General features: G+C 69.5%; 17 protein-coding genes. 8 read left to right on the top strand and 9 right to left on the bottom strand.

Annotated elements, in window-relative coordinates:
- Nucleotides 1–127: 127 nt before the first annotated feature.
- The gene (locus WT53_RS19975; RefSeq protein ID WP_034206176.1) at nt 128–850 is read right to left on the bottom strand and encodes a FadR/GntR family transcriptional regulator; all 723 of its coding nucleotides are present in this window, start codon (nt 848–850) and stop codon (nt 128–130) included.
- A gap of 267 nt (nt 851–1,117) precedes the next feature.
- On the opposite strand from WT53_RS19975, the gene uxuA reads away from it, so the two are divergent.
- The 3 genes from uxuA (at nt 1,118) to WT53_RS19960 (ending at nt 4,258) form a co-directional block, all read left to right on the top strand.
- A complete protein-coding gene (gene uxuA / locus WT53_RS19970) occupies nt 1,118–2,179 on the top strand; it encodes a mannonate dehydratase (RefSeq protein ID WP_179949034.1) in 1,062 nt (353 codons plus the stop codon).
- Nucleotides 2,180–2,251: 72 nt separating this feature from the next.
- A complete protein-coding gene (locus tag WT53_RS19965; RefSeq protein WP_034204739.1) occupies nt 2,252–3,562 on the top strand; it encodes an MFS transporter in 1,311 nt (436 codons plus the stop codon).
- 306 nt (nt 3,563–3,868) lie between these two features.
- The gene (locus tag WT53_RS19960) at nt 3,869–4,258 is read left to right on the top strand and encodes a hypothetical protein (protein ID WP_034204738.1); all 390 of its coding nucleotides are present in this window, start codon (nt 3,869–3,871) and stop codon (nt 4,256–4,258) included.
- Nucleotides 4,259–4,501: 243 nt separating this feature from the next.
- On the opposite strand, the gene WT53_RS19955 is transcribed toward WT53_RS19960, so the two are convergent.
- From WT53_RS19955 to WT53_RS19940, 4 genes are all read right to left on the bottom strand, one after another.
- Entirely contained in the window at nt 4,502–5,782 is a 1,281-nt protein-coding gene (locus tag WT53_RS19955) for a virulence factor family protein (protein WP_034204737.1), read from the bottom strand.
- Nucleotides 5,779–8,373 carry a bifunctional lysylphosphatidylglycerol flippase/synthetase MprF gene (gene mprF, locus WT53_RS19950; RefSeq protein ID WP_034204736.1) on the bottom strand — a complete coding sequence of 865 codons (2,595 nt, stop codon included), beginning with the start codon at nt 8,371–8,373 and terminating at the stop codon, nt 5,779–5,781. The genes WT53_RS19955 and mprF overlap by 4 nt, the downstream gene beginning before the upstream one ends.
- 414 nt (nt 8,374–8,787) lie before the next feature.
- The gene (locus WT53_RS19945) at nt 8,788–9,222 is read right to left on the bottom strand and encodes a hypothetical protein (protein WP_034204735.1); all 435 of its coding nucleotides are present in this window, start codon (nt 9,220–9,222) and stop codon (nt 8,788–8,790) included.
- An 81-nt stretch (nt 9,223–9,303) separates the two neighbouring features.
- A complete protein-coding gene (locus WT53_RS19940; RefSeq protein ID WP_034204734.1) occupies nt 9,304–10,218 on the bottom strand; it encodes a LysR family transcriptional regulator in 915 nt (304 codons plus the stop codon).
- 107 nt (nt 10,219–10,325) lie between these two features.
- Here WT53_RS19940 and WT53_RS19935 point away from each other — a divergent pair, with 107 nt between their 5' ends.
- Both WT53_RS19935 and WT53_RS19930 read left to right on the top strand, forming a co-directional pair.
- Nucleotides 10,326–10,766 (top strand): heme-binding protein, encoded by a 441-nt coding sequence (locus WT53_RS19935; protein WP_034204733.1) that lies wholly within the window; start codon nt 10,326–10,328, stop codon nt 10,764–10,766.
- Between the two features lie 4 nt (nt 10,767–10,770).
- Entirely contained in the window at nt 10,771–11,547 is a 777-nt protein-coding gene (locus WT53_RS19930) for an SDR family oxidoreductase (protein WP_034204732.1), read from the top strand.
- A gap of 183 nt (nt 11,548–11,730) precedes the next feature.
- Here WT53_RS19930 and WT53_RS19925 read toward each other — a convergent pair whose 3' ends face one another.
- Genes WT53_RS19925 through WT53_RS19910 form a run of 4 tightly spaced genes read right to left on the bottom strand, consistent with a single transcriptional unit; the run spans nt 11,731 to nt 20,226 of the window.
- On the bottom strand, nt 11,731–15,918 hold the full coding sequence (locus WT53_RS19925) for a bifunctional nitrate reductase/sulfite reductase flavoprotein subunit alpha (RefSeq protein ID WP_034204731.1): 4,188 nt from the start codon (nt 15,916–15,918) through the stop codon (nt 11,731–11,733).
- A gap of 16 nt (nt 15,919–15,934) precedes the next feature.
- Complete coding sequence (gene nirD, locus WT53_RS19920) at nt 15,935–16,279, bottom strand: nitrite reductase small subunit NirD (protein ID WP_034204730.1); 345 nt, start codon at nt 16,277–16,279, stop codon at nt 15,935–15,937.
- Between the two features lie 38 nt (nt 16,280–16,317).
- Complete coding sequence (gene nirB, locus WT53_RS19915) at nt 16,318–18,879, bottom strand: nitrite reductase large subunit NirB (protein WP_060261184.1); 2,562 nt, start codon at nt 18,877–18,879, stop codon at nt 16,318–16,320.
- A gap of 21 nt (nt 18,880–18,900) precedes the next feature.
- Nucleotides 18,901–20,226, bottom strand: a complete 1,326-nt coding sequence (locus WT53_RS19910; RefSeq protein WP_059822302.1) for an MFS transporter — start codon at nt 20,224–20,226, stop codon at nt 18,901–18,903.
- A 663-nt stretch (nt 20,227–20,889) separates the two neighbouring features.
- On the opposite strand from WT53_RS19910, the gene cobA reads away from it, so the two are divergent.
- The 3 genes from cobA (at nt 20,890) to WT53_RS19895 (ending at nt 23,426) form a co-directional block, all read left to right on the top strand.
- On the top strand, nt 20,890–21,651 hold the full coding sequence (gene cobA, locus WT53_RS19905) for a uroporphyrinogen-III C-methyltransferase (protein ID WP_059783367.1): 762 nt from the start codon (nt 20,890–20,892) through the stop codon (nt 21,649–21,651).
- A 120-nt stretch (nt 21,652–21,771) separates the two neighbouring features.
- Nucleotides 21,772–22,368, top strand: a complete 597-nt coding sequence (locus tag WT53_RS19900) for an ANTAR domain-containing response regulator (protein WP_034204726.1) — start codon at nt 21,772–21,774, stop codon at nt 22,366–22,368.
- A 5-nt stretch (nt 22,369–22,373) separates the two neighbouring features.
- On the top strand, nt 22,374–23,426 hold the full coding sequence (locus WT53_RS19895) for a CmpA/NrtA family ABC transporter substrate-binding protein (protein ID WP_060261182.1): 1,053 nt from the start codon (nt 22,374–22,376) through the stop codon (nt 23,424–23,426).
- Nucleotides 23,427–23,486: the final 60 nt, after the last annotated feature.

Here is a 23,486-nt window from a genome sequence, read left to right as displayed (position 1 = left end):
GAGACCATAAAACGCATGGTCACGCAATCGGAACAAGCCGCACATCGCGCATTTTCATCGGGTCTCGCGGTGGAATGCGACCCAATTACGTCGGCCGGGTCGGGCCGCGAATACGCGACGACGACCGTCAGCGCCAGGCCTGCGTGAATTCGGCGATCACGCGCGACAGGTGGGCGCGCATCGCGTCGCGCGCCCCGTCCGCGTCGCGCGCCATGATCGCCGCGAAGATTCGCTGGTGATCTTCCTGCGACGCCTCGCGCAGCGCGGTCGAGTGAAAGTGCTCCTCGATCTTGTCCCACAGCGGATCGCTGCGTGCGCAGTCCCACATCGCCGTGACCATGTGCAGCAGCACCGTATTGCCGGTGGATTCCGCGATTCGCAGGTGAAACTGACGATCGGCCGCGTCGTAGGCGGCCTTGTCGCTCATCTGCTCGCGCATCGTCGTCAACGAGAAAAACAGGCGGTCGAGATCGGCATCCTTGCGTTCGGTCGCCGCGAGCGCCGCGACTTCCGCCTCGATCAGCCCGCGCGCGCGCAGCGTCTCGATCGGCCCCGGCCCGCGCGGCACGTCGAACGTCACCGGCCGCGCGGCATCGGCCGCCGACACGTAGATGCCCGAGCCGATCCGCACCTCGACGATCCCCTGCACTTCGAGCGCGATGATCGCCTCGCGCACCTGCGTGCGGCTCACGCCGAACTGGTCGGCCAGGCTGCGCTCCGACGGCAGTCGTGCGCCGGCCTCGAACGCGCCGGCGGCCACCATCGCGTGAATCTGCCGCGCAAGGCCGATATAGGAGCGGTCCGTGGCATCGGTGTCGCGGCTGGCGGACAGGGTGGAAAGATCGGTCATCGAAAGGCTCGCAACGGGCTGGCCGGCGCCGTTGCGGCGCCGGATCGCCAAAATGGTACACCAATTTGGTTCGAAGCCGGTTCGGCCTGTCGGCCAGCTTTACCAGGCGGGTCCGTGAACGATGCGGCGACCGTCATCCGGCCGGACAACTGGTAAACCACTATCCCACACAACTGGCATACCAATCATAATCCGCACACCGACGCCGGGCCGGCACGCCGCCGCCCCGTCGTCCACCGCATGAACCGCCAGCCAGGAGCCGCTCCAGTGAAGATGTCTTTCCGTTGGTACGGCGAGTCCGATCCGGTCTCGCTGCAATACATCCGCCAGATCCCCGGCGTCACGCACATCGTGTCCGCGATCTACGACGAACCGGTGGGCGAGGTCTGGCCCGTGCACAAGATCGACGCGCTGAAGGCGACGATCGAACGCGCCGGCCTGCAGTTCGACGTCGTCGAATCGGTGCCCGTGCACGAGGACATCAAGCTCGGCAAGCCGACCCGCGACCGCCTGATCGACCAGTACCGGCAGACCATCCGCCATCTCGGCGCGGCCGGCATCCGCGTCGTCTGCTACAACTTCATGCCCGTGTTCGACTGGACGCGCACCGAGCTGTCGAAGACGCTCGACGACGGATCGACCTGCCTCGCGTTCAGCACCGACGCGGTCGACCGGATCGATCCGAACGACGGCATCGCGCTGCCCGGCTGGGATTCGAGCTACCGGCCCGAACAGTTGCAGGCGCTGCTCGCCGACTACCGCGACGTCGACGAGAACGCGCTGTGGGCCAATCTCGAGTACTTCCTGAAGGCGATCGTTCCGGTCGCCGAGGAAGCCGGCGTGAAGATGGCGATCCATCCCGACGATCCGCCTCGCCCGATCTTCGGGCTGCCGCGCATCGTGAAGAACCGCGACGATCTCGCGCGGATCGTGCGCATCGTCGACTCGCCCGCGAACGGGCTGACGCTGTGCTCGGGCTCGCTCGGCGCGGGCCCCGAGAACGATGTCGAAGCGCTCGTGCGCGAATTCGGCGCGATGGGCCGGATCCACTTCGCGCACATCCGCAACGTGAAGGTCGACGCGAACGGCGATTTCGAGGAAACCGCGCACCTGTCGAGCTGCGGCTCGCTCGACATCGCCGCGATCGTGAAGGCGTATCACGACACCGGCTTCACCGGCTACGTGCGCCCCGACCACGGCCGCATGATCTGGGGCGAGACCGGCAAGCCCGGCTATGGCCTCTACGATCGCGCGCTCGGCGCGGTCTACCTGAACGGCCTGTGGGAAGCGTTGGCGAAGTTCGACCGCGCGCCGCAAGCGTCGCGGTAATTCGCCCTTCGAGGCGGCCGGCGCAGCGGATCGCCGGTCGCCCGCCACGATATTCCGCACGGAGACACCTGCATGCCACGCATCCGATGGGCCATGATCCTGATGTGCTTCCTGGCCAACGTCATCAACTTCATCGACCGCGCGAACCTCGCGATCGCCGCGCCCAGCATCCGCGCCGACCTCGGCCTCGACGCGGTCGGCATGGGGCTCGTGCTGAGCGCGTTCTTCTGGACCTATGCGTTCCTGCAATTGCCGGCCGGCTGGTTCATCGACAAGGTCGGCGTGCGCGTGAGCCTCGCGCTGGCCGTCGGCTGGTGGTCGGTGTTCACGGTCGCGACGGGCGCCGCGCGCGGCCTCGCGCAACTCGTGGGCGTGCGGCTGATGCTCGGCGTCGGCGAAGCGGCCGCGATCCCATCGTTCGCGAAGGTCGCGTTCAACTGGTTTCCGCGCAGCGAGCGCGGTCTGGCCAGCAGCATCTTCGACAGCGGCTCGCGCGTCGGCTCCGCGCTGTCGCTGCCGCTCGTCGCGTGGCTGATCTCGATCGTCGGCTGGCGCGGGTCGTTCGTGATCACGGGCGGGATCGGCATCGTGTGGGCGCTGGCATGGTGGTTCGTCTATCGCGACCCGGAACGCTATCGCGCGATCGCGCCGGACGCCGTCGATGCGCTGCTCGCGCAACGCGGCGCCCCGACGGTTGCGGCCGCAACCGTCGGCCCGAAGGTGTCGTGGCTCGACCTGTTCCGCTACCGCACCGTGTGGGGCATGATGATCGGCCTGTTCTGCCTGAACTTCGCGATCTACTTCTTCATCACGTGGTTCCCGAGCTACCTGTTGCAGTCGCGCGGCTTCTCGCTCGCGTCGCTCGGCACGTGGGGCATGCTGCCCGCGCTGCTCGCGATTCCCGGCGGCTGGCTCGGCGGCTACGTGTCGGACAGCCTGTTCCGCCGCGGCTGGAGCGCTACCGCCGCACGCAAGACCTGCCTCGTGCTCGGCATGCTGCTGTCGTCGTCGATCGCGCTGTCCGCGTTCGTCGAAAACGTGTGGGCCTGCCTCGCCCTGTTCGCGCTCGCGTATGCCAGCCTGTCGTTCGCCGGCGCCAACGTGTGGACGCTCGTCGGCGAAGTCGCGCCGACGCCTGCGCACGTCGCATCGCTCGGCGGCATCCAGAACTTCGCGGGCAATCTCGCGGGGATCTTCATCACGACCTTCACCGGCGTGATGCTGTCGATCACGAAAGGCTCGTTCGTCGTGCCGCTCGCGGTGGCCGGTGCGCTGTGCGTGGTCGGCGCGCTGTCGTACCTGTTCGTCGTCGGCAAGGTCGAACCGTTGCCGCCGCTGCGGCGCGGCGGCAGCGAGAGAAATGTCGAGCCGAACGCGGCCTGACGCAGCGGGACAGCGCGGCCGAAACACCCACGCTGTCCCTTTCGGTCGCGCGTCGGACAATGAGCCGCGCTCGCCGTTTTCGGCCTCGCACGGCTTCGAGCACGGCGTGCGCGTGAACCTCGGCCAGCCGTGGAGTCGCGACATCGAACGCGCGATCCGCGTGCTCGGCGGACCGGTCGCGCCACCGTCGGTCCGCCGGGCCGGCCGAGTCGCACGACGCGCGCGCTGCGCTGGCTGCGTCACGGCCATGCAGCCGATCGGCGCACGGGTTACATTGCAACTCCTGCCGCCCTTTCGCGATTGCCCATGAGCCCACTGCCTTACCTCGATCACGACGCGCTGCTGACACTGGCGGCCGAAGCGGCGCACGTCACGCAGCCGTGCACGTGCACGAAGACCTCGCTCGCCGGCTGGACGACCCTGCCGCTGTCGCTGCCGGACACGCAACTGATCGAAGTGGCCACGCTCGCGCCGCCGGACGACGCGGAGCCGACCTACGCGGAACATCATCCGGCCGGCACGCGCTATGCGTCGGACGACGCGCCGATCGCGCCGCGTCATTTCCCGTACAACCGCTGCACCGTCAGCCGCTGCCGCGCGTGTGGCCGCCTGTTCCTGCGCTACCAGGAAGGCGGCGGCTACTTCGTCGACCAGCGCATCCGCGCGCTCGATCCGGCGCTCGTCGTCGACGCGTGACCGCGGGACGTACGGGGTTTTCGAGCGCGCGGCCCGTGCGCGGCGAGGCCACCGATCTCGCGACCGCACGCCGGCAACTCGACCTATTTCCGGGCTTGCGTTAGCACGATACGAGAACGGTCATGCCGCCGCAGGACCCGGCAGCGCAGGCCGCAAAATGAAACGGGCGGCTCGCTGGCCGCCCGTACGATGAACCGGAAGCAAACCGGCCGACGCCCGCCGTCACGCAGGCGCCGCCGGCGTTCAGTGCGCCGCCGCCGGCTTGCCGAACGCGCCGAGGATCTTCTTCTCGAGCGCGATGTAATCGCGGCCGAAGTGGTGATCGCCCTCCGTCTTGATCACGTCGGCGCCCGTGTTCGCGAGTGCGGGGCACATCGTGTCCGACTCTTGCGCGCCATAGAAGCACTGCACGCGTTGCGGCGGCACCTTCGCGATTTCCGGCGCGACCTTCAGCGCCTTGTCGCTCGCAGGCATGCCGAGCCAGCCCGTCACGCGGATCTGGAAATCGGCCGACGGCGCGAAGCCGAGCAGCGACATCACCGCGACCTTGTCGCGCAGGTCCGCCGGCAGCCGGTTGTACGCGAACGGCATCACGTCGGCGCCGAACGAATAGCCGACCAGCGCCACGCGGCTCGCATGCCAGCGCGCCATGTAGGTGCGCATCACGCGGGCAAGATCGCGACTCACCTGTGCGGGCGGCTTCTCGCTCCAGAAATAACGCAGGCTGTCGATGCCGACCACCGACACGCCGTCGCGCTGCAGCGCCTCGGCGATCGTCTTGTCGAGATCGCGCCAGCCGCCGTCGCCCGAGATCACGATCGCGAGCCGGTCGCTGCCGCCCTTGGCCGGCAGTTCGACGAGCGGCAGATCCGACACGTCGAGCTCGTCGCTGCTGCTGGTGTCGCGCAAGTGCGACGTGACGAGCGACACGAGCTTGGCCGAATCGCCCGCGGCGGCCGTTTCGACGAAACCCGGCATCGCGCGGCGCACGATCGTCGGATCGGGCGGACACGGCTTGAAGCGCGGATCGAGCTTCGCGGCCGGCTCCACCGCGACGACGCCGGCGATCGTATTCTCCGGCGCCATCGACAGGATCTGCTTGGCGATCGCGCCGCCCTGGCCCACGCCCGCGACGATCGGCGTGAAATAGCGCGACGATTGCGCGAGACGTTCGAGCTGATGGCTGACCGCCTCGGCGTCGCCGTCGAGGTGATGGCAGGCCTCCTGCTTCGCGGCGAGATTCGCCGCGTAACGCCCCGAATCGACGCCGACCGTCATCGCACCGGCTTGCGCGAGCGCGTCGGCCGCCTGCTGATCGGCGGCCTGCCAGCCGGCCCCACGCGAGAACAGCACGACGAACCCGCGCAGCGGCCCGCTCGGCCTGGTCACGGTCACGGGCCCGTAGCGGCCGCCGGACACGGTTTCGGCTTTCGCGGCGGCCGGCTGCGCGGCGCACGCGGCGCCGGCCAGCATCATTCCCGCGCAGGCGGCTGCCGCCCGCGCGATTACCTTCTTCAACATCATGAACGCCGACCTCCAGCCAGCAATGACAGATCCGCAAGCGTGACGAACACGCCGACCGAGCCCGAGGCCGCGAGATAACGCGGCTCCCAGTGCGGTTCGAACTTGCTCTTGAAAGCGCGCAAGCCGCGGAAGTTGTAGAAGCGGCCGCCGAAGCGCCAGACCATCAGGCCGAGCCGGTGGAACGGCGACGGCATCTTCGCCGCCCCCATCCCCGAGAACGGCGCGATGCCCAGGCTGAGCTTGCGGAACCCCGCTTCCTTCAGATGCAGCGCGAGCTGCGTAAACAGGTACTCCATCGCGTACGGCGATGCGTCCGGCAGATGGCGCATCACGCCGACCGTCGCCTCGGTGTTGAGATCGGTCGTCATGAACGTGACGAACGCGATCGGCTTGTCGGCCTGCCGCACCAGCATCACCGACTGCGTCGCGAGATAGCCGTCGTGGAACGCAGCCACCGAGAAACTCTTCTCGCGCGCATCGCGACTGTCGAGCCAGCCGTCGGAGATGTCGCGCAGCGCCGGCAGCGCGGCCGGCACGTCGCCCGGCGCGATCACCTCGACCGTCAGCGCATCCTTGTCGCCACGGCGCAGCGCGTAGCGCAGGTGCGATCGGTTCGATCCTTTCAGATCGAACTGATCGAGCGCGATGTGCGCTTCCTCGCCCAGCTTCATCAGCGTGAGCCCTGCGTCGAGATACAGCGGCAACGCGTTCGCGCGCACCTGGTAGAACGCCGCGCGGCCGCTGTGCGCGTGCGCGAGCGCGATGAACTTGCTGATCAGCGCCGGCCACTCTTCACGCGGCCCGACCGGGTCGTGCAGCGCGGCCCACGTGCGGCCGTTCTTCGCGTACATCAGGAACGCGCGGCGCGACTCGGAGAACAGGAACGACTTGTCGCCCATCAGCGCGAGACCCGCATCGCTGCACTCCTGCGCGCGGATGATCTGCTCCGCGTCGACCAGGTCCTGCTCCGCGGGCTTCACGAAACGTCCGGGCGCCGGGCGCAGCAATTGCCACAGCGCGAACAGCGCGACGAACACGCCGGCCGCGAGCGTCGCGCGCAGCGCCCGCGGCGCGCGCGCATCGAACGAGAAATGCGACCACAACTCGCGCGTGTAAGGCACGTCGCGGAACGCGAAGAACAGCACCCACACGGCCAGCATCAGCACCATCGCCACCGACACGAACCAGCTGACGGTGAAGCGCTCGGCGAGCAGCGAAGAATGACGGTTGAACCGGCGCCGGCTGACGAGCAGCAGCACGAGCAGCGTGCCGAGCACGCCGGCCTCGACGAACGCAAGGCCCTTGGCCAGCGACAGCGCGAGGCTCGCGAGCGTCAATGCGAAGGTCATCCACCAGGCGCCGTCGAGCCGGCGCAGCAGCCCGCGCGCGACGAACAACAGCGCGACGCCGAGCACGCTGCAGATCACCTGCGAGCCTTCGAGCACCCACAGCGGCACGATGTGGCGCAGGATCGCGATCCGATGCCAGAACGCGGGCGTCGCGCTCGAGATCACCAGCATTCCGCCGACCGCGAACGTCACGAGGCTCAGGAACACCGGCGCCAGTTGCGACACGCGCACGGCCTGCCGCGTCACGAGCCGGCGCCGCAGCGCGCGGCCCTCGAAACCGGCGAGCAGGCCCGCCGACAGCACGAGCGGCACGCCGAAATAGATCGCGCGATACGCGATCAGCGCGGCGACCATCGCGTGCGCGGGCACTTCGCGACCGAGCGTGAAGACCATCGCCGCTTCGAACACGCCGATCCCGCCCGGCGTATGGCCGATCATCCCGAGCAGCAACGCGGCCGCGTAAACGGTGATGAAGGTCGGGAAGCCGACTGGGGCAGCCGGCAGCAACACCCACAGCGTCAGGCCCGCGGCAACGACGTCGAGCACCGCATAGACGACCTGCGCGACGAGATCGCGTCGCGCAGGCACGTCGAACGACAGCCATTTGAAGCGCGTGACGACCGGGCGCGCGGTGTTGCCGCACAGCACGACCAGCGCGGCGAGCACGACCAGCAGGGCAGCGCCCGTCCACGTGAGCACGCCGGGCGCGACGTGCAGCATCGCGGCGAGCGCCTCCGGCACGCAGACCATGCCGACCGCCGTCATCAGCACCATCGCGAGCGCCAGCGTGCCGCTCGTGAATACCGTCATCCGGCCGATCTGGGCAGGCGTGACGCCCGACACGCCGTACACGCGCGCGCGCACCGCGCCGCCCGTCAGCGCGCCGAAGCCGGTCGCGTTGCCGAGCGCGGAACCGGCGATCGCGCCGATCCACAGCGCGACGCGCGGCACCCTGGCCGCGACATAGCGCAGGCCGACCGCATCGCGGGCGACGAGCGCGAGATAGCTGAGGGCCGTCGCGGCCAGCGACGCGCCCCACTCGCGGACGGACATGTGACGCAACTGGCGGATCACCGACCGGTAGTCGACGGATTCCGACAGGTGCTGGAAAACCACGATCAGCAGCAGGCCGATGCCGAGCGCGAGCAGCGGCGACAGCACGCGCTCGTTGCGGATCAGCGCCCGGGCACGGGCGATCACCGCCGCGGCGCGACCGGGCGAACCAGAGTGGCGGGAAGACATAACGTGTTCAGTGGTGGTGCATAGCGTGTCGCGGCGCGGGTTGGCCGGGCGGCGACGTATCTGTTGTTCTGCGTGGGCGGCCGGCCGAATACGGCCTCGTGGCGCCTGGATCAGAACTTACGAGTATACGGAATTAATATTACAGAATCTTTCACGTCGACTTTGTGCGGATTTGTGGTGTCTCGCACATCAAGACGCACCGAGAAACAGGGCGTCCGACGAACGCAAGGTGCGCATCATACCGGGAACCGGGGCGGTTTTTTCATCGGACGAATGACTTCTCGTCCATTTGGGAGGAATCTGCCCGACGGACTCCGGCCGGCGAGGACGAAAGCGTCGCGCCGCGACGCTTCAGCGGAATGGGGGCAGATTGATTCGGACGTGCGCATCCGCGCGGAAACGTCCTGGCTTCCGTTACTTCGCCCGCTCATGCTCTCCCAAGCCGATCGCCTTGTAGTCGTAAGTCGGATAGAACTCCGTCCGGTACACGCCCCAGGCCGTATCCTCGAGCACGCGATTGACCTCGCGCAGCCGCGACGCCGGCAGCCGCAGCACGACGATCTGCCCGATCCCCATCGTCACGGTCCAGCTCACCACCTCGACGCCCGGCGGCGGAAACGCCTTGTAGAACCCCTGCTTCGCGAGCTGCGCATTCAGCTCCGCGAGCGGGCGCGATTCGTCGTGCTTCAGAAAGACGGTCAGCAGGACCGCGTTGTCGGGCGTCGCGACCGCCGAACCGGCCGGCACCGTCGACGTCTGGCCGATGGCCGGTGCGCCGGAAAGCGCGACGGCCGCCAACGCGGCGGCAATCACGAGCGTCCGAATCGGAACATGCGGGAATACGGTCATTGCGCGACTCCATGGCTTCGTGGCTGGAGCCGCCATCATGCACCGCCGGATCGATCGCTGCAGCGAGCCGCGCCGATGCGATTACGCCGCATCGCCGGCCGCGCGCTCGCGCAGAACGTCGATGAACGCGCGCAGCTTGGCCGGCACGTGCTTGCGATTCACGTAATACAACCACATCGGCGGCAACGTGCGGCATGCACCGGGCAGCACCTCGACGAGCGTGCCGTCGCGCAGGTCCTGCTCGATCCGCTCGCGCATGAACGCGAACGCAATGCCGACGCCCGCGCGCGCCGCATCGATCACCGCATCGTCGTCGTTCGTCACGAACACGCCGTCCGGATCGAGATCGACGTCGCGTTGCCCGTCGCGCAGCAGCCATTTATGCAAACGGCCGCTTTCCGAGAAACGGAAACGAACGCACGCATGATGCTCGAGCTGCGCGATCGACGCCGGCACACCGTAGCGCGCCAGATAAGCGGGCGACGCGACCAGCGCACACGTCAACGCAGGCGCGATCCGCACGCCGATCATGCCCGGCTGCAGCCGGTCGGCCAGGCGGATCCCCGCGTCGAAGCCGTCCTTTGCGATGTCGACGAGTTCGTTCTCGTAGCGAATTTCGAGCCGGACTTTCGGATAGCGTTCGCGGAACGTGGCGAGCACCGGCGCGATCACGCGCAAGCGTGCGAGCGGCAGCGCGGTCACGCGCAACAGCCCGTTCGGCTCGCTGCGCGCGTCCTTCAGTTCGTCGCGAGCGTGCACGACCTGACGGTACGCAGGCTCGGTCTGCTGCCGGTAGCGCTGACCGGCTTCCGTGAGGCTCACGCCGCGCGTGCTCCGGTTGAACAGCTTCACGTTCAGCTCGCCCTCGAGCTGCCCGATCGCGAGGCTGACGGCAGCCGGCGTCAGGCCCAGCGCGGCGGCGGCGCGCGTGAAGTTGCCGGCCGTCGCGACGGTCATGAACACGTGCAGCCCAGCCATTGGATCGCGTCGGCTCATCGTCTGTCCATCATTAGAAAAACTTGAAACTGCTTCGATCGGAATACGGATTCTGCCATATACCGTCGCTGCCTACACTGGCGCTGTCGTCCCCATCGGAGCCTCGCATGAACCCGCTCATCGCCGCCCTGCCCCTCGCCGCCGCCCGCCGCACGATCGACGCGGCGCTCGCCCATGCCGCGTCGCTGCAGGTGGCCGGCGTCGCGATCGCCGTCGTCGACGCCGGCGCCAACCTGCTCGCATTCGCGCGCACCGACGACTGTTTTCTCGGCGCGATCGACCTCGCGCAGCGCAAGGCGCTGACGGCGATCCGCTTTCGCGCGTCGACCGCGTCGCTGGGCGCGATGTCCGGCGTGGATGGGCCGTTGCGCGGCATCGAGCACAGTCACGGCGGGCTCGTCACGTTCGGCGGCGGCGAGCCGCTCATCGACGGCGACTGGCGCTGCGTCGGCGCAGTCGGCGTGTCGGGCGGCAGCGTCGAACAAGACGAAGCGATCGCGCGAGCCTGCAGCGATCATTTCCTGGCATCACTCAACCTCAAGGAGTAAGCACATGGCACGCAAACGCATCCTCATCACCGGCGCGGGGTCGGGATTCGGCCTCGAAGTCGCGCTACGGCTCGCCGAGCGCGGCCACGACGTGACGGCCGGCGTCCGCGCCGCCGCCGAGATCGACGTCGTGACGAGCGCCGCTGCGCAACGCGGCGCCGCGCTGCGCGTCGTCAAGCTCGACGTCACGTCCGCATACGACCGCGCCCGCGCGGCCGATCTCGACATCGACGTGCTCGTCAACAACGCGGGCGTCGGCGAAGCCGGCGCGCTCGTCGACCTGCCGATCGAGATCGTGCGCGAACTGTTCGACGTGAACGTGCTCGGGCCGCTCGAGCTCACGCAACAGGTCGCGCGAGGGATGCTCGCGCGCCGGCACGGCAAGATCGTGTTCGTGTCGTCGATTGCCGGGTTGATCACCGGTCCGTTCACGGGTGCGTACTGTGCGTCGAAACACGCGGTCGAATCGATCGCCGAGGCGATGCATGCCGAACTGGCGCCGCACGGCATCCGCGTCGCGGTCGTGAACCCGGGCCCGTACCGCACGGGTTTCAACGACCGGATGATGGAAACGACGAAGCGCTGGCACGATCCGGCCGTGCATACGGTGACGCCGGACAAGCTCACCTTTCCGCTCGAACAGCACGACCCGGAGGAAATGATCGCGAAGATGGTCGACGTGATCGACAGTGACGGCGGCGCGTTCCGCAACCTGCTGCCGCAGTCGGCGGAGGAGTTCGTCCGCGCCGAGCAGGCGCATGCGTGGGATCGCCAGCAGTAATGCAAACCGGCTGCGGCAGGCGGGTCACGCAGAGGCGCCCCGCCAGCCGCCAGCCACGCGACGCGCGGCGTTCGGCATCGACGGCCCGCCTCGACGGTTCGGACCGCCGGCGGCCGGCGACCGGCCGGCCGCCGCGTGGAACCCGCGTGCAGGCGCGGCGGCATCAAGCCGCCCTGCCCGTGTTCAATACACGTCCCGCATATAGCGCCGCGCCTTCGAAAGCCGCGCGACGTAGTCGTTCGCGGCTTCGTCCGACATGCCGCCGTGCTCGGCGACGACCGCCTTGAGCGCCGTATCGACGTCCTTGGCCATCCGCGCGGCGTCGCCGCACACGTAGAAGTGCGCGCCTTCCTCCAGCCACGCGAACAGCTCGGCGCCGTGCTCGCGCATCCGGTCCTGCACGTAGATCTTGTCGGCCTGGTCGCGCGAGAACGCGAGATCGAGCCGCGTGAGGAACCCGCTGTCGTGCATCGCGCCCAGCTCGTCGCCGTAGTAGAAGTCGGTCTGCGCGTGCTGCTCGCCGAAGAACAGCCAGTTGCGCCCGCGCGCGCCGCGCGCCCGCCGCTCGTGCAGGAAGCCGCGGAACGGCGCGACGCCGGTGCCCGGGCCGACCATCACGATCGGCACGTCGCCGTTCACCGGCGGCCGGAAATGTGCGGACTTCTGCACGAACACGGGCACGCGGCCGTCGTCCGCGCGATCGGCGAGGAACGTCGACGCGACGCCTTTGCGCGCGCGCCGGCCGTTGTGATAGCGCACGGCCGACACGGTCAGGTGAATCTCGCCCTCGTGCGCGCTCGGACTCGACGCGATCGAATAGAGGCGCGGCTGCATGCGCTTGAGCATGCCGACCAGCTCCGCCGCCGACAGCTCGACCGGGTATTCGTGCAGCACGTCCGCCAGTTGCTGCCCCCACAGCCATTGCTTGAGGTCGGCCTTGCGATCGTCGCCGAGCAGCGACTTCAGCGCGCCGTTCGCGCTGCGCGACGCGATGAAGGCCAGCGTGTCCGGATGCGGGCGCGTGATGTCGAAGTGGCGCGCGAGCGCATCGCCGAGCCGGATATCGCCGATGCCCGCCACCGACACGGGCGCATCGGCCTTCAGCGCGGTGACGGACAGCAATTCCTCGACCAGTTCCGGACAGTTGGTGGGCCATACGCCGAGCGCGTCGCCGGTTTCGTATTCGAGGTTCGCGCCCTGGGTCGACAGCGACACGTAGCGCGTGTCCTTCGCGGCGCCCGGCCGGTTCAGCCGCAGGTTCGCAACGAGCTTCGACGGCGCCGGATGCGCCTTCGTCGGCAGCAGCCCCGACGGGCTCATCGCGCCGGACGGCACCGCGTGCAACGCGGCATCGGCCTCCTTGATCCGCGCGACGACGCGTTCGAGCCACCGGTCGGCATCGTGCTGGAATTCGACGTCGCAATCGACGCGCGCGCACAGGCGCACCGCACCGAGCTCCGCGAGCCGCGCGTCGAGCCGGCGGCCGTGGCCGCAGAACCGGTCGTAGTTGCGGTCGCCGAACGCGAGCACCGCGAAATGCACGCCGTCGAGGCGCGCGGCGCTGCCGGCCTGCAGCGCGTCCCAGAACTCGCTGCCGTTGTCGGGCGCATCGCCGTCGCCGAACGTGCTGGTCATCAGCAGTACGTATTGCGCACCGGCCAGCGACGTGACCGGGTAGTCGGACATGCACGCGGTGCGGATCTCGAAGCCCGCGTTCATCAGCTTCGTCGCGTAATCCTCGGTCAACGATTCGATGTTGCCGGTCTGCGATGCCCACAGCAGCGTGACCTTCGGGCGCGGGCGCACGATGCGCACGCCGCCGGACGCGGCGGCGTCCGCCGGCAGCGCGGGCGCCGCGGCGCTCTGCGCACCGGCGGGCAGCGAGCGGCTGAACAGGCCCGCGAGCATCCCGTCGAGCCACAGCCGCACCGGCGGCGCGAGCGGCGCGCCGGCCGGCAGCACCGGCACGCCGCCTTCGCGCCGGCCGGCGCTCGCCTTCAGCCCGCTGACGAGGCCGGCCACGTACAGGCGCTCCGCGTCGGTCAGCGGCGGCGGCGCGAGATCGGCGACGCCGAGCGCGGCCGCGAAAGTGTCGATGTCTGCCATGTCGGATTCCTGTGAAGCCGCGGCCTGCGCCATCGCCGGCGCGGGCCGCGCGTCGTCGGCGCATGTATCGGGTTGCGCGGTGTCGTCGGCGGCGGACGCGAACGCGTCGGCCTCGACGCGCCGCAGCGCGACCGCGCAGTATTTCAGTTCGGGCTGCTGCGATTCCGGGTCGATCGCGTCGTTCGTCACCGCGTTGATGCACAGGTCGTCGCCGTATACGTCGTTCCAGTGCATCGGCGCGAAGCAGTTGCCGCGCCGCACGCGCTCGGTCACGACGGCCGGCAGCACCGCGCGGCCCCGCGCCGAACGGATCTCGACGCTGTCCTTCGCGGCGATGCCGAGCGCGCCGGCATCGTCCGGGTGCAGTTCGACGAACGGGCGCGGGTTGAGCTTGTTCAGCATCGCGACCTTGCCCGTCTTCGTCATCGTGTGCCACTGATGCTGCAGCCGCCCGGTGTTCAGCACGATCGGGAACGTGTCGTCGGGCAGCTCGGCCGGATCGACGTGCGGCCGCGCGAAGAAGCGCGCCTTGCCCGACGGCGTCGGGAACGCGATGCGCGGCGCTTCGCTGCCGTCGGCCGCCGTGCGTAGCGGCTGGCTCACGCCGTCGTTCAGGTAGCGGATCGGATGCCGCTCGCGCGCGGCGCCCGGTGCGACGGGCCACTGCACGGGCCCATCGCGCAGCGCCGCGTGGCTCGCGCCGCGCAGGTCGTAGCCGGTCGCCGGATTCGAGAAACGGACGATCTCGTCGAACACGTCGGCCGCCGACGCATAGTCGAACGCATCGCCGAAACCCATCGCGCGGGCGACTTCCGCGACGATGCGCCAGTCGGGCAGCGCGTCGCCGGGCGGCGCGACCGCCGCGCGCATCAGCGTCATGTTGCGCTCGGAGTTGATCATCACGCCGTCGCCTTCGGCCCACAGCGCGCCGGGCAGCAGGATGTCCGCGTAGCGGTTGGTCTCGGTGTCGAGGAACGCGTCCTGCGCGATCACGAGCTCCGCCGCCTGCAGCCCGGCGATCACGTTGCGCCGGTTCGGCACGGTCGCGACCGGGTTCGTGCAGACGATCCAGCATGCCTTGACGTCGCCGGCCGCCATCCGCGCGAACAGGTCGACCGTGCCCTTGCCCGTGTCCTTGCGCAGCGTGCCGGCCGGCACGCGCCACAGGTTCTCGACGAAGCGGCGATCGTCGTCGGATGCCACCGAGCGCTGGCCGGGCAACCCCGGCCCCATGTAGCCCATCTCGCGCCCGCCCATCGCGTTCGGCTGGCCGGTCAGCGAGAACGGCCCGCTGCCCGGGCGGCAGATCTTGCCGGTCGCGAGATGCAGGTTGCAGATCGCGTTGGTGTTCCACACGCCGTGCGTGCTCTGGTTGAGCCCCATCGTCCAGCAGCTCGTCCATTCCTGCGCGTCGCCGATCCATTGCGCGGCCGTGCGAATGTCGGCTTCGGCCAGCCCCGTGATCTCGGCGACGCGCTCGGGCGGGTAGTCGGCGAGGAACGCGGGCATCGCGTCCCAGCCTTCGGTGCAGGCAGCGATGAACGCGGCGTCGGTGCGGCCGTTCGCATGCAGCAGATGCAGCAGCCCGTTGGTCAGCGCGAGATCGGTGCCCGGCCGGATCTGCAGGAACAGGTCGGCCTTGTCGGCGGTCGCGGTGCGCCGCGGGTCGACCACGATCAGCTTCGCGCCGGCCTTCACGCGATCCATCATCCGCAGGAACAGGATCGGATGACAGTCGGCCATGTTCGCGCCGATCACGAAGAACAGGTTCGCGCGGTCGAAATCCTGGTACGACCCGGGCGGGCCGTCCGCGCCGAGCGACTGCTTGTAGCCGGTGCTCGCGCTCGCCATGCACAGGCGCGAGTTCGACTCGATGTTGTTGGTGCCGACGAAGCCCTTCGCGAGCTTGTTCACGAGGTATTGCGCCTCGATCGACATCTGCCCCGACACGTAGAACGACAGCGCGTCGGGCCCGTGCGTATCGAGCACCGCGCGCAGCCGCCGTGCAGTCTCGGCGATCGCGTCGCGCACCGGCAGCGGCACGAGGTCGTCCTCGCGCGCGCGCCGCACGAACGCGCGGTCGAGCCGCCCCGAGCGACGCAGCGCGACGTGCGCCGACGAACCCTTCGTGCACAGCCGCCCGAAGTTGGTCGGATGGTCGGCGTCGCCGGACACCTTGACGACTTCGCCCTCCTCGACGTGCAGCACCATCCCGCAGCCGACGCCGCAGTACGGGCACACGCTCTTGACGGGGGTGGCGGTCATGCGTGCTCCGGGGCGCTCAGGCCGCGATCCACACGTAGCCGTCCTCGACCCGCGACGGATACGCGTTCACCGACTGCTCGGGCGCTTCCAGGCATTCGCCGGTACGCAGGTCGAAGTGCTGCTTGTACAGCGGCGACGCGACCACGATGCGCTCGCCGAGGCTGCCGATCAGCCCGCGCGACATCACGGCGGCCTGCGACACCGGATCGACGTTGTCGATCGCGAACACGCCGCCGTCGGGATGCGAGACGTGAAACACCGCGACCTGCTCGCCGTTGACGAGCGCGCACACGCCCGTGTTCGGCACGATGTCGTCGAGCGGGCACACGCGGGTCCAGGACAGCGGAAGACGATCGTTCATGATGGGCTCCTTGAGAAAGACGCTGATGTCGGTCAGGATCAGACGGTCGCCGGTTCGGCGACGACCGGAATCGCCACGGGTTTGCCGCGCACGCGCTCGTCGGGCGTCGCGGGCCGGATCTGGCCGCGCGTCTCGACGAATTCGATGGTCGCGTCCGGCGCGTCGCTGTTCACGAAGTGGCGGAAGCGCTTGCGCGTTTCCGGATCGGTGACGGCCCGCTTCCATTCGCACCCGTAGGTGTCGATCACGTGCTGCATGTCGGCTTCGAGTTCGGCCGCGATCGAGAGCGTGTCGTGCACGACGACGTCGATCAGGTAGTCGAGGCCGCCTTCGAGGTTGTCGCGCCACACGCTGGTGCGTTGCAGGCGGTCGGCCGTGCGCACGTAGAACATCAGGAAGCGGTCGATGTAGCGGATCAGCGTCGCGCGATCGAGATCGGACGCGAGCAGTTCCGCGTGGCGCGGCTTCATCCCGCCGTTGCCGCACACGTACAGGTTCCAGCCCTTCTCGGTCGCGATGACGCCGACGTCCTTGCCCTGCGCTTCCGCGCACTCGCGCGTGCAGCCGGACACGCCGAACTTGATCTTGTGCGGCGCGCGCAGCCCCTTGTAGCGATTCTCCAGATCGATCGCGAGGCCGACCGAATCGTCGACGCCGTAGCGGCACCACGTCGACCCGACGCACGATTTCACGGTGCGCAGCGCCTTGCCGTACGCGTGTCCCGACTCGAAGCCGGCCGCGATCAGTTCCTCCCAGATCGACGGCAGTTGCTCGACGCGCGCGCCGAACAGGTCGACGCGCTGACCGCCCGTGATCTTCGTGTACAGGCCGTATTTTTTCGCGACCTGACCGACCGCGATCAGCCCTTCCGGCGTGACTTCGCCGCCCGGCATGCGCGGCACCACCGAATACGTGCCGTCGCGCTGGATGTTCGCGAGGTAGTAGTCGTTCGAATCCTGCAGCCCCGCGTGCTCCTTCTTCAGCACGAACTCGTTGAAGCACGATGCGAGGATGCCCGCGACGGCCGGCTTGCATACGTCGCAACCGAGCCCGCGGCCGTGCTTGCGCAGCAGTTCGTCGAACGTCGTGATGCGCTCGACGCGGATCAGGTGGAACAGCTCCTGCCGCGAATGCGCGAAGTGCTCGCACAGATGATTGTTGACCGCGAGGCCCTGCTTCTTCATCTCGGCCTTCATGATCTGCGTGACGAGCGGCACGCAGCCGCCGCACGACGTGCCGGCGCCCGTGCACGTCTTCAGCGCGCCGAGGCTCGTCGCGCCGTCGGCCACGGCCGCGCAGATCTGCGACTTCGACACGTTGTTGCACGAGCAGATCTGCGCACCTTCCGGCAGCGCGTCGACGCCGATCGCCGGCTTCGCCGCGCCGTCCGACGACGGCAGGATCAGGAATTCGGGCTGCTCGGGCAGCTCGATGCGGTTCAACATCATCTGCAGCAGCGTGCCGTACTCGGCTGCATCGCCGACCATCACCGCGCCGTGCAGGAACTTGCCGCAGTCGGACACCACGAGCTTCTTGTAGACCTGACGGCGCTCGTCCGCGTACTGGTAGGTGCGGCTGCCGGCCGTCGTGCCGTGCGCGTCGCCAATGCTCGCGACGTCGACGCCCATCAGCTTCAGCTTGGTGCTCATGTCGGCGCCCGCGAACGCGGCGTCGGCCTCGCCGCCGAGCCGTTTCGCGACCACGCGCGCCATGTCGTAGCCGGGCGCGACGAGGCCGTACACCATGCCGTTCCAGGCCGCGCATTCGCCGATCGCGTAGATGTCGGCGTCGCTCGTGCGGCACGCGTCGTCGATCGCGACGCCGCCGCGCGGGCCGATCTCGAGCCCGCACGCGCGGGCCAGTTCGTCGCGCGCGCGGATGCCGGCCGAGAACACGATCATGTCCGTGTCGAGATGCGTGCCGTCGGCGAACGCCATCCGGTGCGCGCCTTCGTCGCCGTCGACGATTTCGAGCGTGTTCTTGCCGGTATGCACGGTCACGCCGAGCGCCTCGATCTTCGCGCGCAGCATCCGACCGCCGCCGTCGTCGACCTGCACGGCCATCAGGCGCGGCGCGAATTCGACCACGTGCGTGTCGAGCCCCATGTCGCGCAGCGCCTTCGCGCATTCGAGGCCGAGCAGCCCGCCGCCGATCACGACGCCGCGCTTCGCGTGCGCGCCGCACGCCTGCATCGCTTCGAGATCCTCGATCGTCCGGTACACGAAGCAGCCCGCGCGATCGCGGCCCGGCACCGGCGGCACGAACGGACGCGAGCCCGTGGCGAGCACCAGTTTGTCGTACGCGAGCGTTTCGCCCGATACGAGCGTGACCGTATGCGCGGCGCGGTCGATCGACGCGACTTGCGCGTTCACGCGCAGGTCGAACTGCGGATGGCGCTCGAAGAAGCCGGGTTCGACGAGCGACAGGTCGTCCGCCGACTTGCCCGCGAAGAATTCCGACAGGTGCACGCGATCGTAGGCCGGGCGCGGTTCCTCGCCGAGCACGGTGACCTGCAGCGTGCCTGCCGTGCCGGCTTGCGCCGCGATGCATTCGAGGAGCTTGTGGCCGACCATGCCGTGGCCGATGACGATGAGTTTCATGATGACGGTTCCTTCGGTCGATCAGTTCGCGGCGCTCGCGGCGGCCAGCGCGCGATCGCGCAGCTCGGCTTCGCGCGCCTTGTGTTCGTCGCTGAAGCGCACGGCCATCGCGCACAATGCGGTCGCGGTGACCGCGAGGCCGAGCAGGCTCAGCGTGTGCTGCACGTCGCCGACGCCCTTCAGCAGGAAAGCCGCGGCGACCGCGCCGACGTTGCCGCCCGCGCCGACGATCCCCGCGACGCCGCCGAGCGCCTTGCGGTCGATGAACGGCACGAGCGCGTAGGTCGCGCCGCACGCCATGTGCGTGAAGAGGCCGAAGGTCAGCATCGCGACGAGGGCGATGCCGACGCCTTGCGCATGCGAGAACCAGATCAGTCCGAGCCCTTCGCCGACTATGAGCGCGCACAGCAGCATCGCGCGCACGTCGAGGCTGCGGCGCGCGGCGATCTTGTCGGACAGCCAGCCGCCGAGCGCGCGGGCGAACAGCGCGAGCAGACCGAACAGGCCGACCGCGAAGCCGGCATCCTTCAGCGACAGCTTGAAGTGATCGACGTAGTACAGCGCGGCGATGTTGTGAATGAACACCTCGACGCCGAAGCAGGCGCCGTACGTGACGAACAGCATCCACACGCGGTAGTTGCCGCAGGCGGCGAAGAAGCTCGCCCAGCCGCCCTTCTTGCCGCTGTCGACCGTTACGCCCTGCTTGCGCAGCGCGACGAAATCGCCCTGCGGGCAGTCCTGCGTGAAGCGCCAGTACGCCCACGCCATCGCGAGCATCGCCACGCCCGGCACGATCAGCGCGATGCGCCACGACGCGCCTTCGCCGAAGCCGAGCATCAGGCCGGCGGCGACGAGCAGCGGCATCAGCGCCTGCGTCGCGCCGGCGCCGGCATTGCCCCAGCCGGCCGTCGTCGCGTTCGCGGTGCCGACCACGTTCGGCGCGAACATCACCGACGTGTGGTACTGCGTGATCACGAAGCCCGCGCCGATCGCGCCGATGCCGAGCCGACAGATCAGGAACCACAGGTAATCGTGCGTGAACGACACGGCGAACACGGGGATCGCGCCGAGCAGCAGGAGCCCGGCATACACGCGGCGCGGGCCGAAGCGGTCGCACATCGGGCCGACCAGCAACCGCACCGCGATCGTCGCGGCCACCGCGGCGATGTTGATGTTCGCGACTTGCGCCGCCGTGAGATGGAATTCGCGCGCGATCAGCGGCATCAGCGGCGCGCACGCGAACCATGCGAAGAAGCATACGAAGAACGCCATCCACGTCAGATGGAACGCGCGCATCGGCGCGGTGCGGAGGCTGAAGAGATCGATACGGGTAGCTTTGTCGGTCATGTCATCCGCCAAACGAAAAACGGCGTCCTGCGCACCCGGTCTCGTCGAGAGACCCGATGCGTAGGACGCCGTTGCCCATGAAGCCCGTTGCCGGGCGCTTCTGTTGATCGGTACTGCGGGCGAATCGTCGTTGATCCGCTCGAACCAGCTTATGCAAACGCCGTGCCATATCGGCCCGAATCGCGCGGGCAGCCCCGCCGCACAAGGCGCGCCGGCCAACATGCGCGACGCTCCGGCACGCGGCGCGCGATGCGTCGCGATGCAGAGAGGCACAGATGTGGTGCGCTGCAGCACTGTCGCCGTGCGACATTGCGGTGCGCGCCGATGGGGCGCGATGCACGCCGATACGGCATCGCGACGGCCGCGCGCACGGCAAGCGGCCTGCAAGCGCGCGGGCATCGCGCGGTGCGTCGCGGCACACGATGCCCGCGCAACGGACGGGTTGGCCCGGATATTGCTGAACCCCATGCATCACACCGGCAACGGCGCCGGTGGGCAGTCCCCGCAACACCCTGCTCGCGCTTCACGGCGAGCCTCCAGGACAACGGCGTCCCCCGTGCTCGGCCACGGCCGGATGCCGGTGCGTTTCGACCGCCCGCCGCCGCCGCGCAGCAACGCACTATCAGACCGCCGCATGGATGCGATGCGGCACAGGAACACGACATGACGACAGGCAAAGTCACGCTGCTGGGCGCCGGCCCCGGCGATCCCGATCTCCTCACGCTGAAGGCGGTGAAAGCGCTGGCCGCCGCCGACGTGCTGCTGCTCGACGATCTCGTCGCGCCCGGCATCGTCGAACTCGCGCCGCAGGCGCGCGTGATCCGCGTCGGCAAGCGCGGCGGCTGCCGCTCCACGCCGCAGGCATTCATCGAGAAGCTGATGCGCCGCCACGCACTGCGCGGCGCGCACGTGGTGCGCGTGAAAGGCGGCGACGCGCTGCTGTTCGGGCGTGCCGGCGAAGAACTCGCGACGCTGCGCGCGGCCGCGATTCCCGTGGAGATCGTCAACGGCATCTCGTCGGGATTCGCCGCCGCCGCGAGCCTCGGCATCTCGCTCACGCACCGCGAGCACTGCCAGGGCGTCACGTTCGTCACCGCGCACCGCCAGGACCACGGCGAACCCGACTGGGCACGGCTCGCGGCGACCGGCACCACGCTCGCGATCTACATGGGGATGAGCCGCGTCGACCGCATCGCGGCGGGCCTGCTCGCCGCGCTCCCGGCGTCGACGCCGGCGGCGGCCGTGCAATGGGCCGGCACGCCGGACGAGCGCCGCTGGACCGGCACGCTCGGCACGCTCGCGGGCGGCGTCGAAGCCGCGCGGCTCGGCAGCCCGGCCGTGATCCTCGTCGGCGGCGCGATCGGCGCAGCGGCCGCCCAGGGCGCGGACGCGGCAACCGGCGCGGCGCTTGCGCGGGCCGCCTGACGTGCGCGGCATCGCGCGGCTTCGGCCGCTCCCCGTTTCCTTCGCCATCGGCCGCGCGTGCGGCCCGAATCCCTCGTTCGCCCCTTGCACCGACGCGTCACTGCCCCTGTTGCCCGCCTCATGAGTTCGTCTGCCCTGCCCGCCCGCCTGCGCGTGCTGCTCGTCACCGATACCGACAAGCCGATCGGCGAACTCGGCGACGCGCTCGCGCGCCTCGGCTACGAGATGCTGAACGACGTCGCGACGCCCGCGCGCCTGCCGGCGGCCGTCGAGGAGCAACGCCCCGACGTCGTGATCATCGATACCGATTCGCCGTCGCGCGACACGCTCGAGCAGCTCGCGGTCATGCATGCGACCGCGCCGCGCCCCGTGCTGATGTTCAGTCACGACGCCGATCAGGAACTGATCCGCACGGCGGTCGGCGCGGGCGTCAGTGCGTATCTCGTCGAAGGACTGTCGGCCGAGCGCCTCGCGCCGATTCTCGAAGTCGCGCTCGCGCGCTTCTCGCACGACGATGCGCTGCGCCGCCGGCTGGCCGACGTCGAGCGCGAACTCGCGGAGCGCAAGCTGATCGATCGCGCCAAACGCGTGCTGATGGACCGGCGCAAGCTGTCCGAACACGACGCGTATGCGGCGCTGCGCAAGCGTGCGATGGATCAGGGCCTGCGCATCGTCGACGTCGCGCGACAACTGCTCGACGCGTCACCCCAGTCATGAGTGCAATGAATACATCTCCTCCCGCCGCGCCGGAACGCGCGCATCTTCGCCTCGGCTTCGTCGCGCTCAGCGACGCGGCCCCGCTGATCGTCGCGCAGCGCCTGAACCTCGGCGCGCGCCACGGCCTCACGCTCGAACCGAGCCGCCAGCCGTCGTGGGCGGCCGTGCGCGACAAGCTGCTCAGCGGCGAGCTCGACGCCGCGCATGCGCTGTACGGGCTCGTCTGCGGGCTGCAGCTCGGCATCGGCGGCCCGCAGGCCGACATGGCCGCGCTGATGGTGCTGAACCGCAACGGCCAGGCGATCACGTTGTCGCGCGGCCTCGCCGACGCGTACCGCCAAACCGGCAGCGTGCGCGCCGCCTTCGCGACGCTCGGCCGCAAGCCGCTGCTCGCGCAGACCTTCCCGACCGGCACGCACGCGATGTGGCTGAACGCGTGGCTCGCGTCGCACGGCGTCGATCCGCTGCGCGACGTGCGCAGCGTCGTGATTCCGCCGCCCGAGATGGTCGCCGCGCTCGCGGGCGGCGAGCTCGACGGGTTCTGCGCGGGCGAACCGTGGCATGCGGTCGCCGAAGCATGCGGCGCGGGCCGGACCGTCGCCGTCACGAGCGAGATCTGGCCCGATCATCCGGAGAAGGTGCTCGCGACCCGGCGCGATTTCGTCGCGCTGTATCCGGCCAGCGCCCGCGCGCTGATCCGCACGCTCGTCGATGCATGCGCATGGCTCGACAGCGCCGCGCACCGCCGCGAGGCGGCCGACTGGCTCGCGTCGCCCGACGCGCTCGGCGTGCCGGCCCGGCTGATCGCGCCGCGCCTGCTCGGCGACTACGGCGCGGGGCCGTTCGCCACGCCGCCGCTGCCGATCCGCTTCCACGACGGCGGCGCGGTGAACCGGCCCGATCCGCGCGAGGGCCGGTGGTTCCTGTCGCAATACCGGCGCTGGGGCATGCTCGACGGCACGCACGACGACGCCGGCATCGCCGCGGCGATCGCGCAGACCGCGTTGTATGATGCTGCGGTCGCCGAAGGCGGCGCGGCGGGCCTGTCGCAGGCGTGACGCGCGCCGCGCGGTGCAGCCGGCGTGCGCTGCCGGGCCAGGGCGCCCGGCCGCTGCCCG

The organism is Burkholderia sp. MSMB2157WGS, from assembly GCF_001532755.1.
GTDB lineage: Bacteria > Pseudomonadota > Gammaproteobacteria > Burkholderiales > Burkholderiaceae > Burkholderia.
This window is presented reverse-complemented; position numbering and strand designations above follow the sequence as displayed.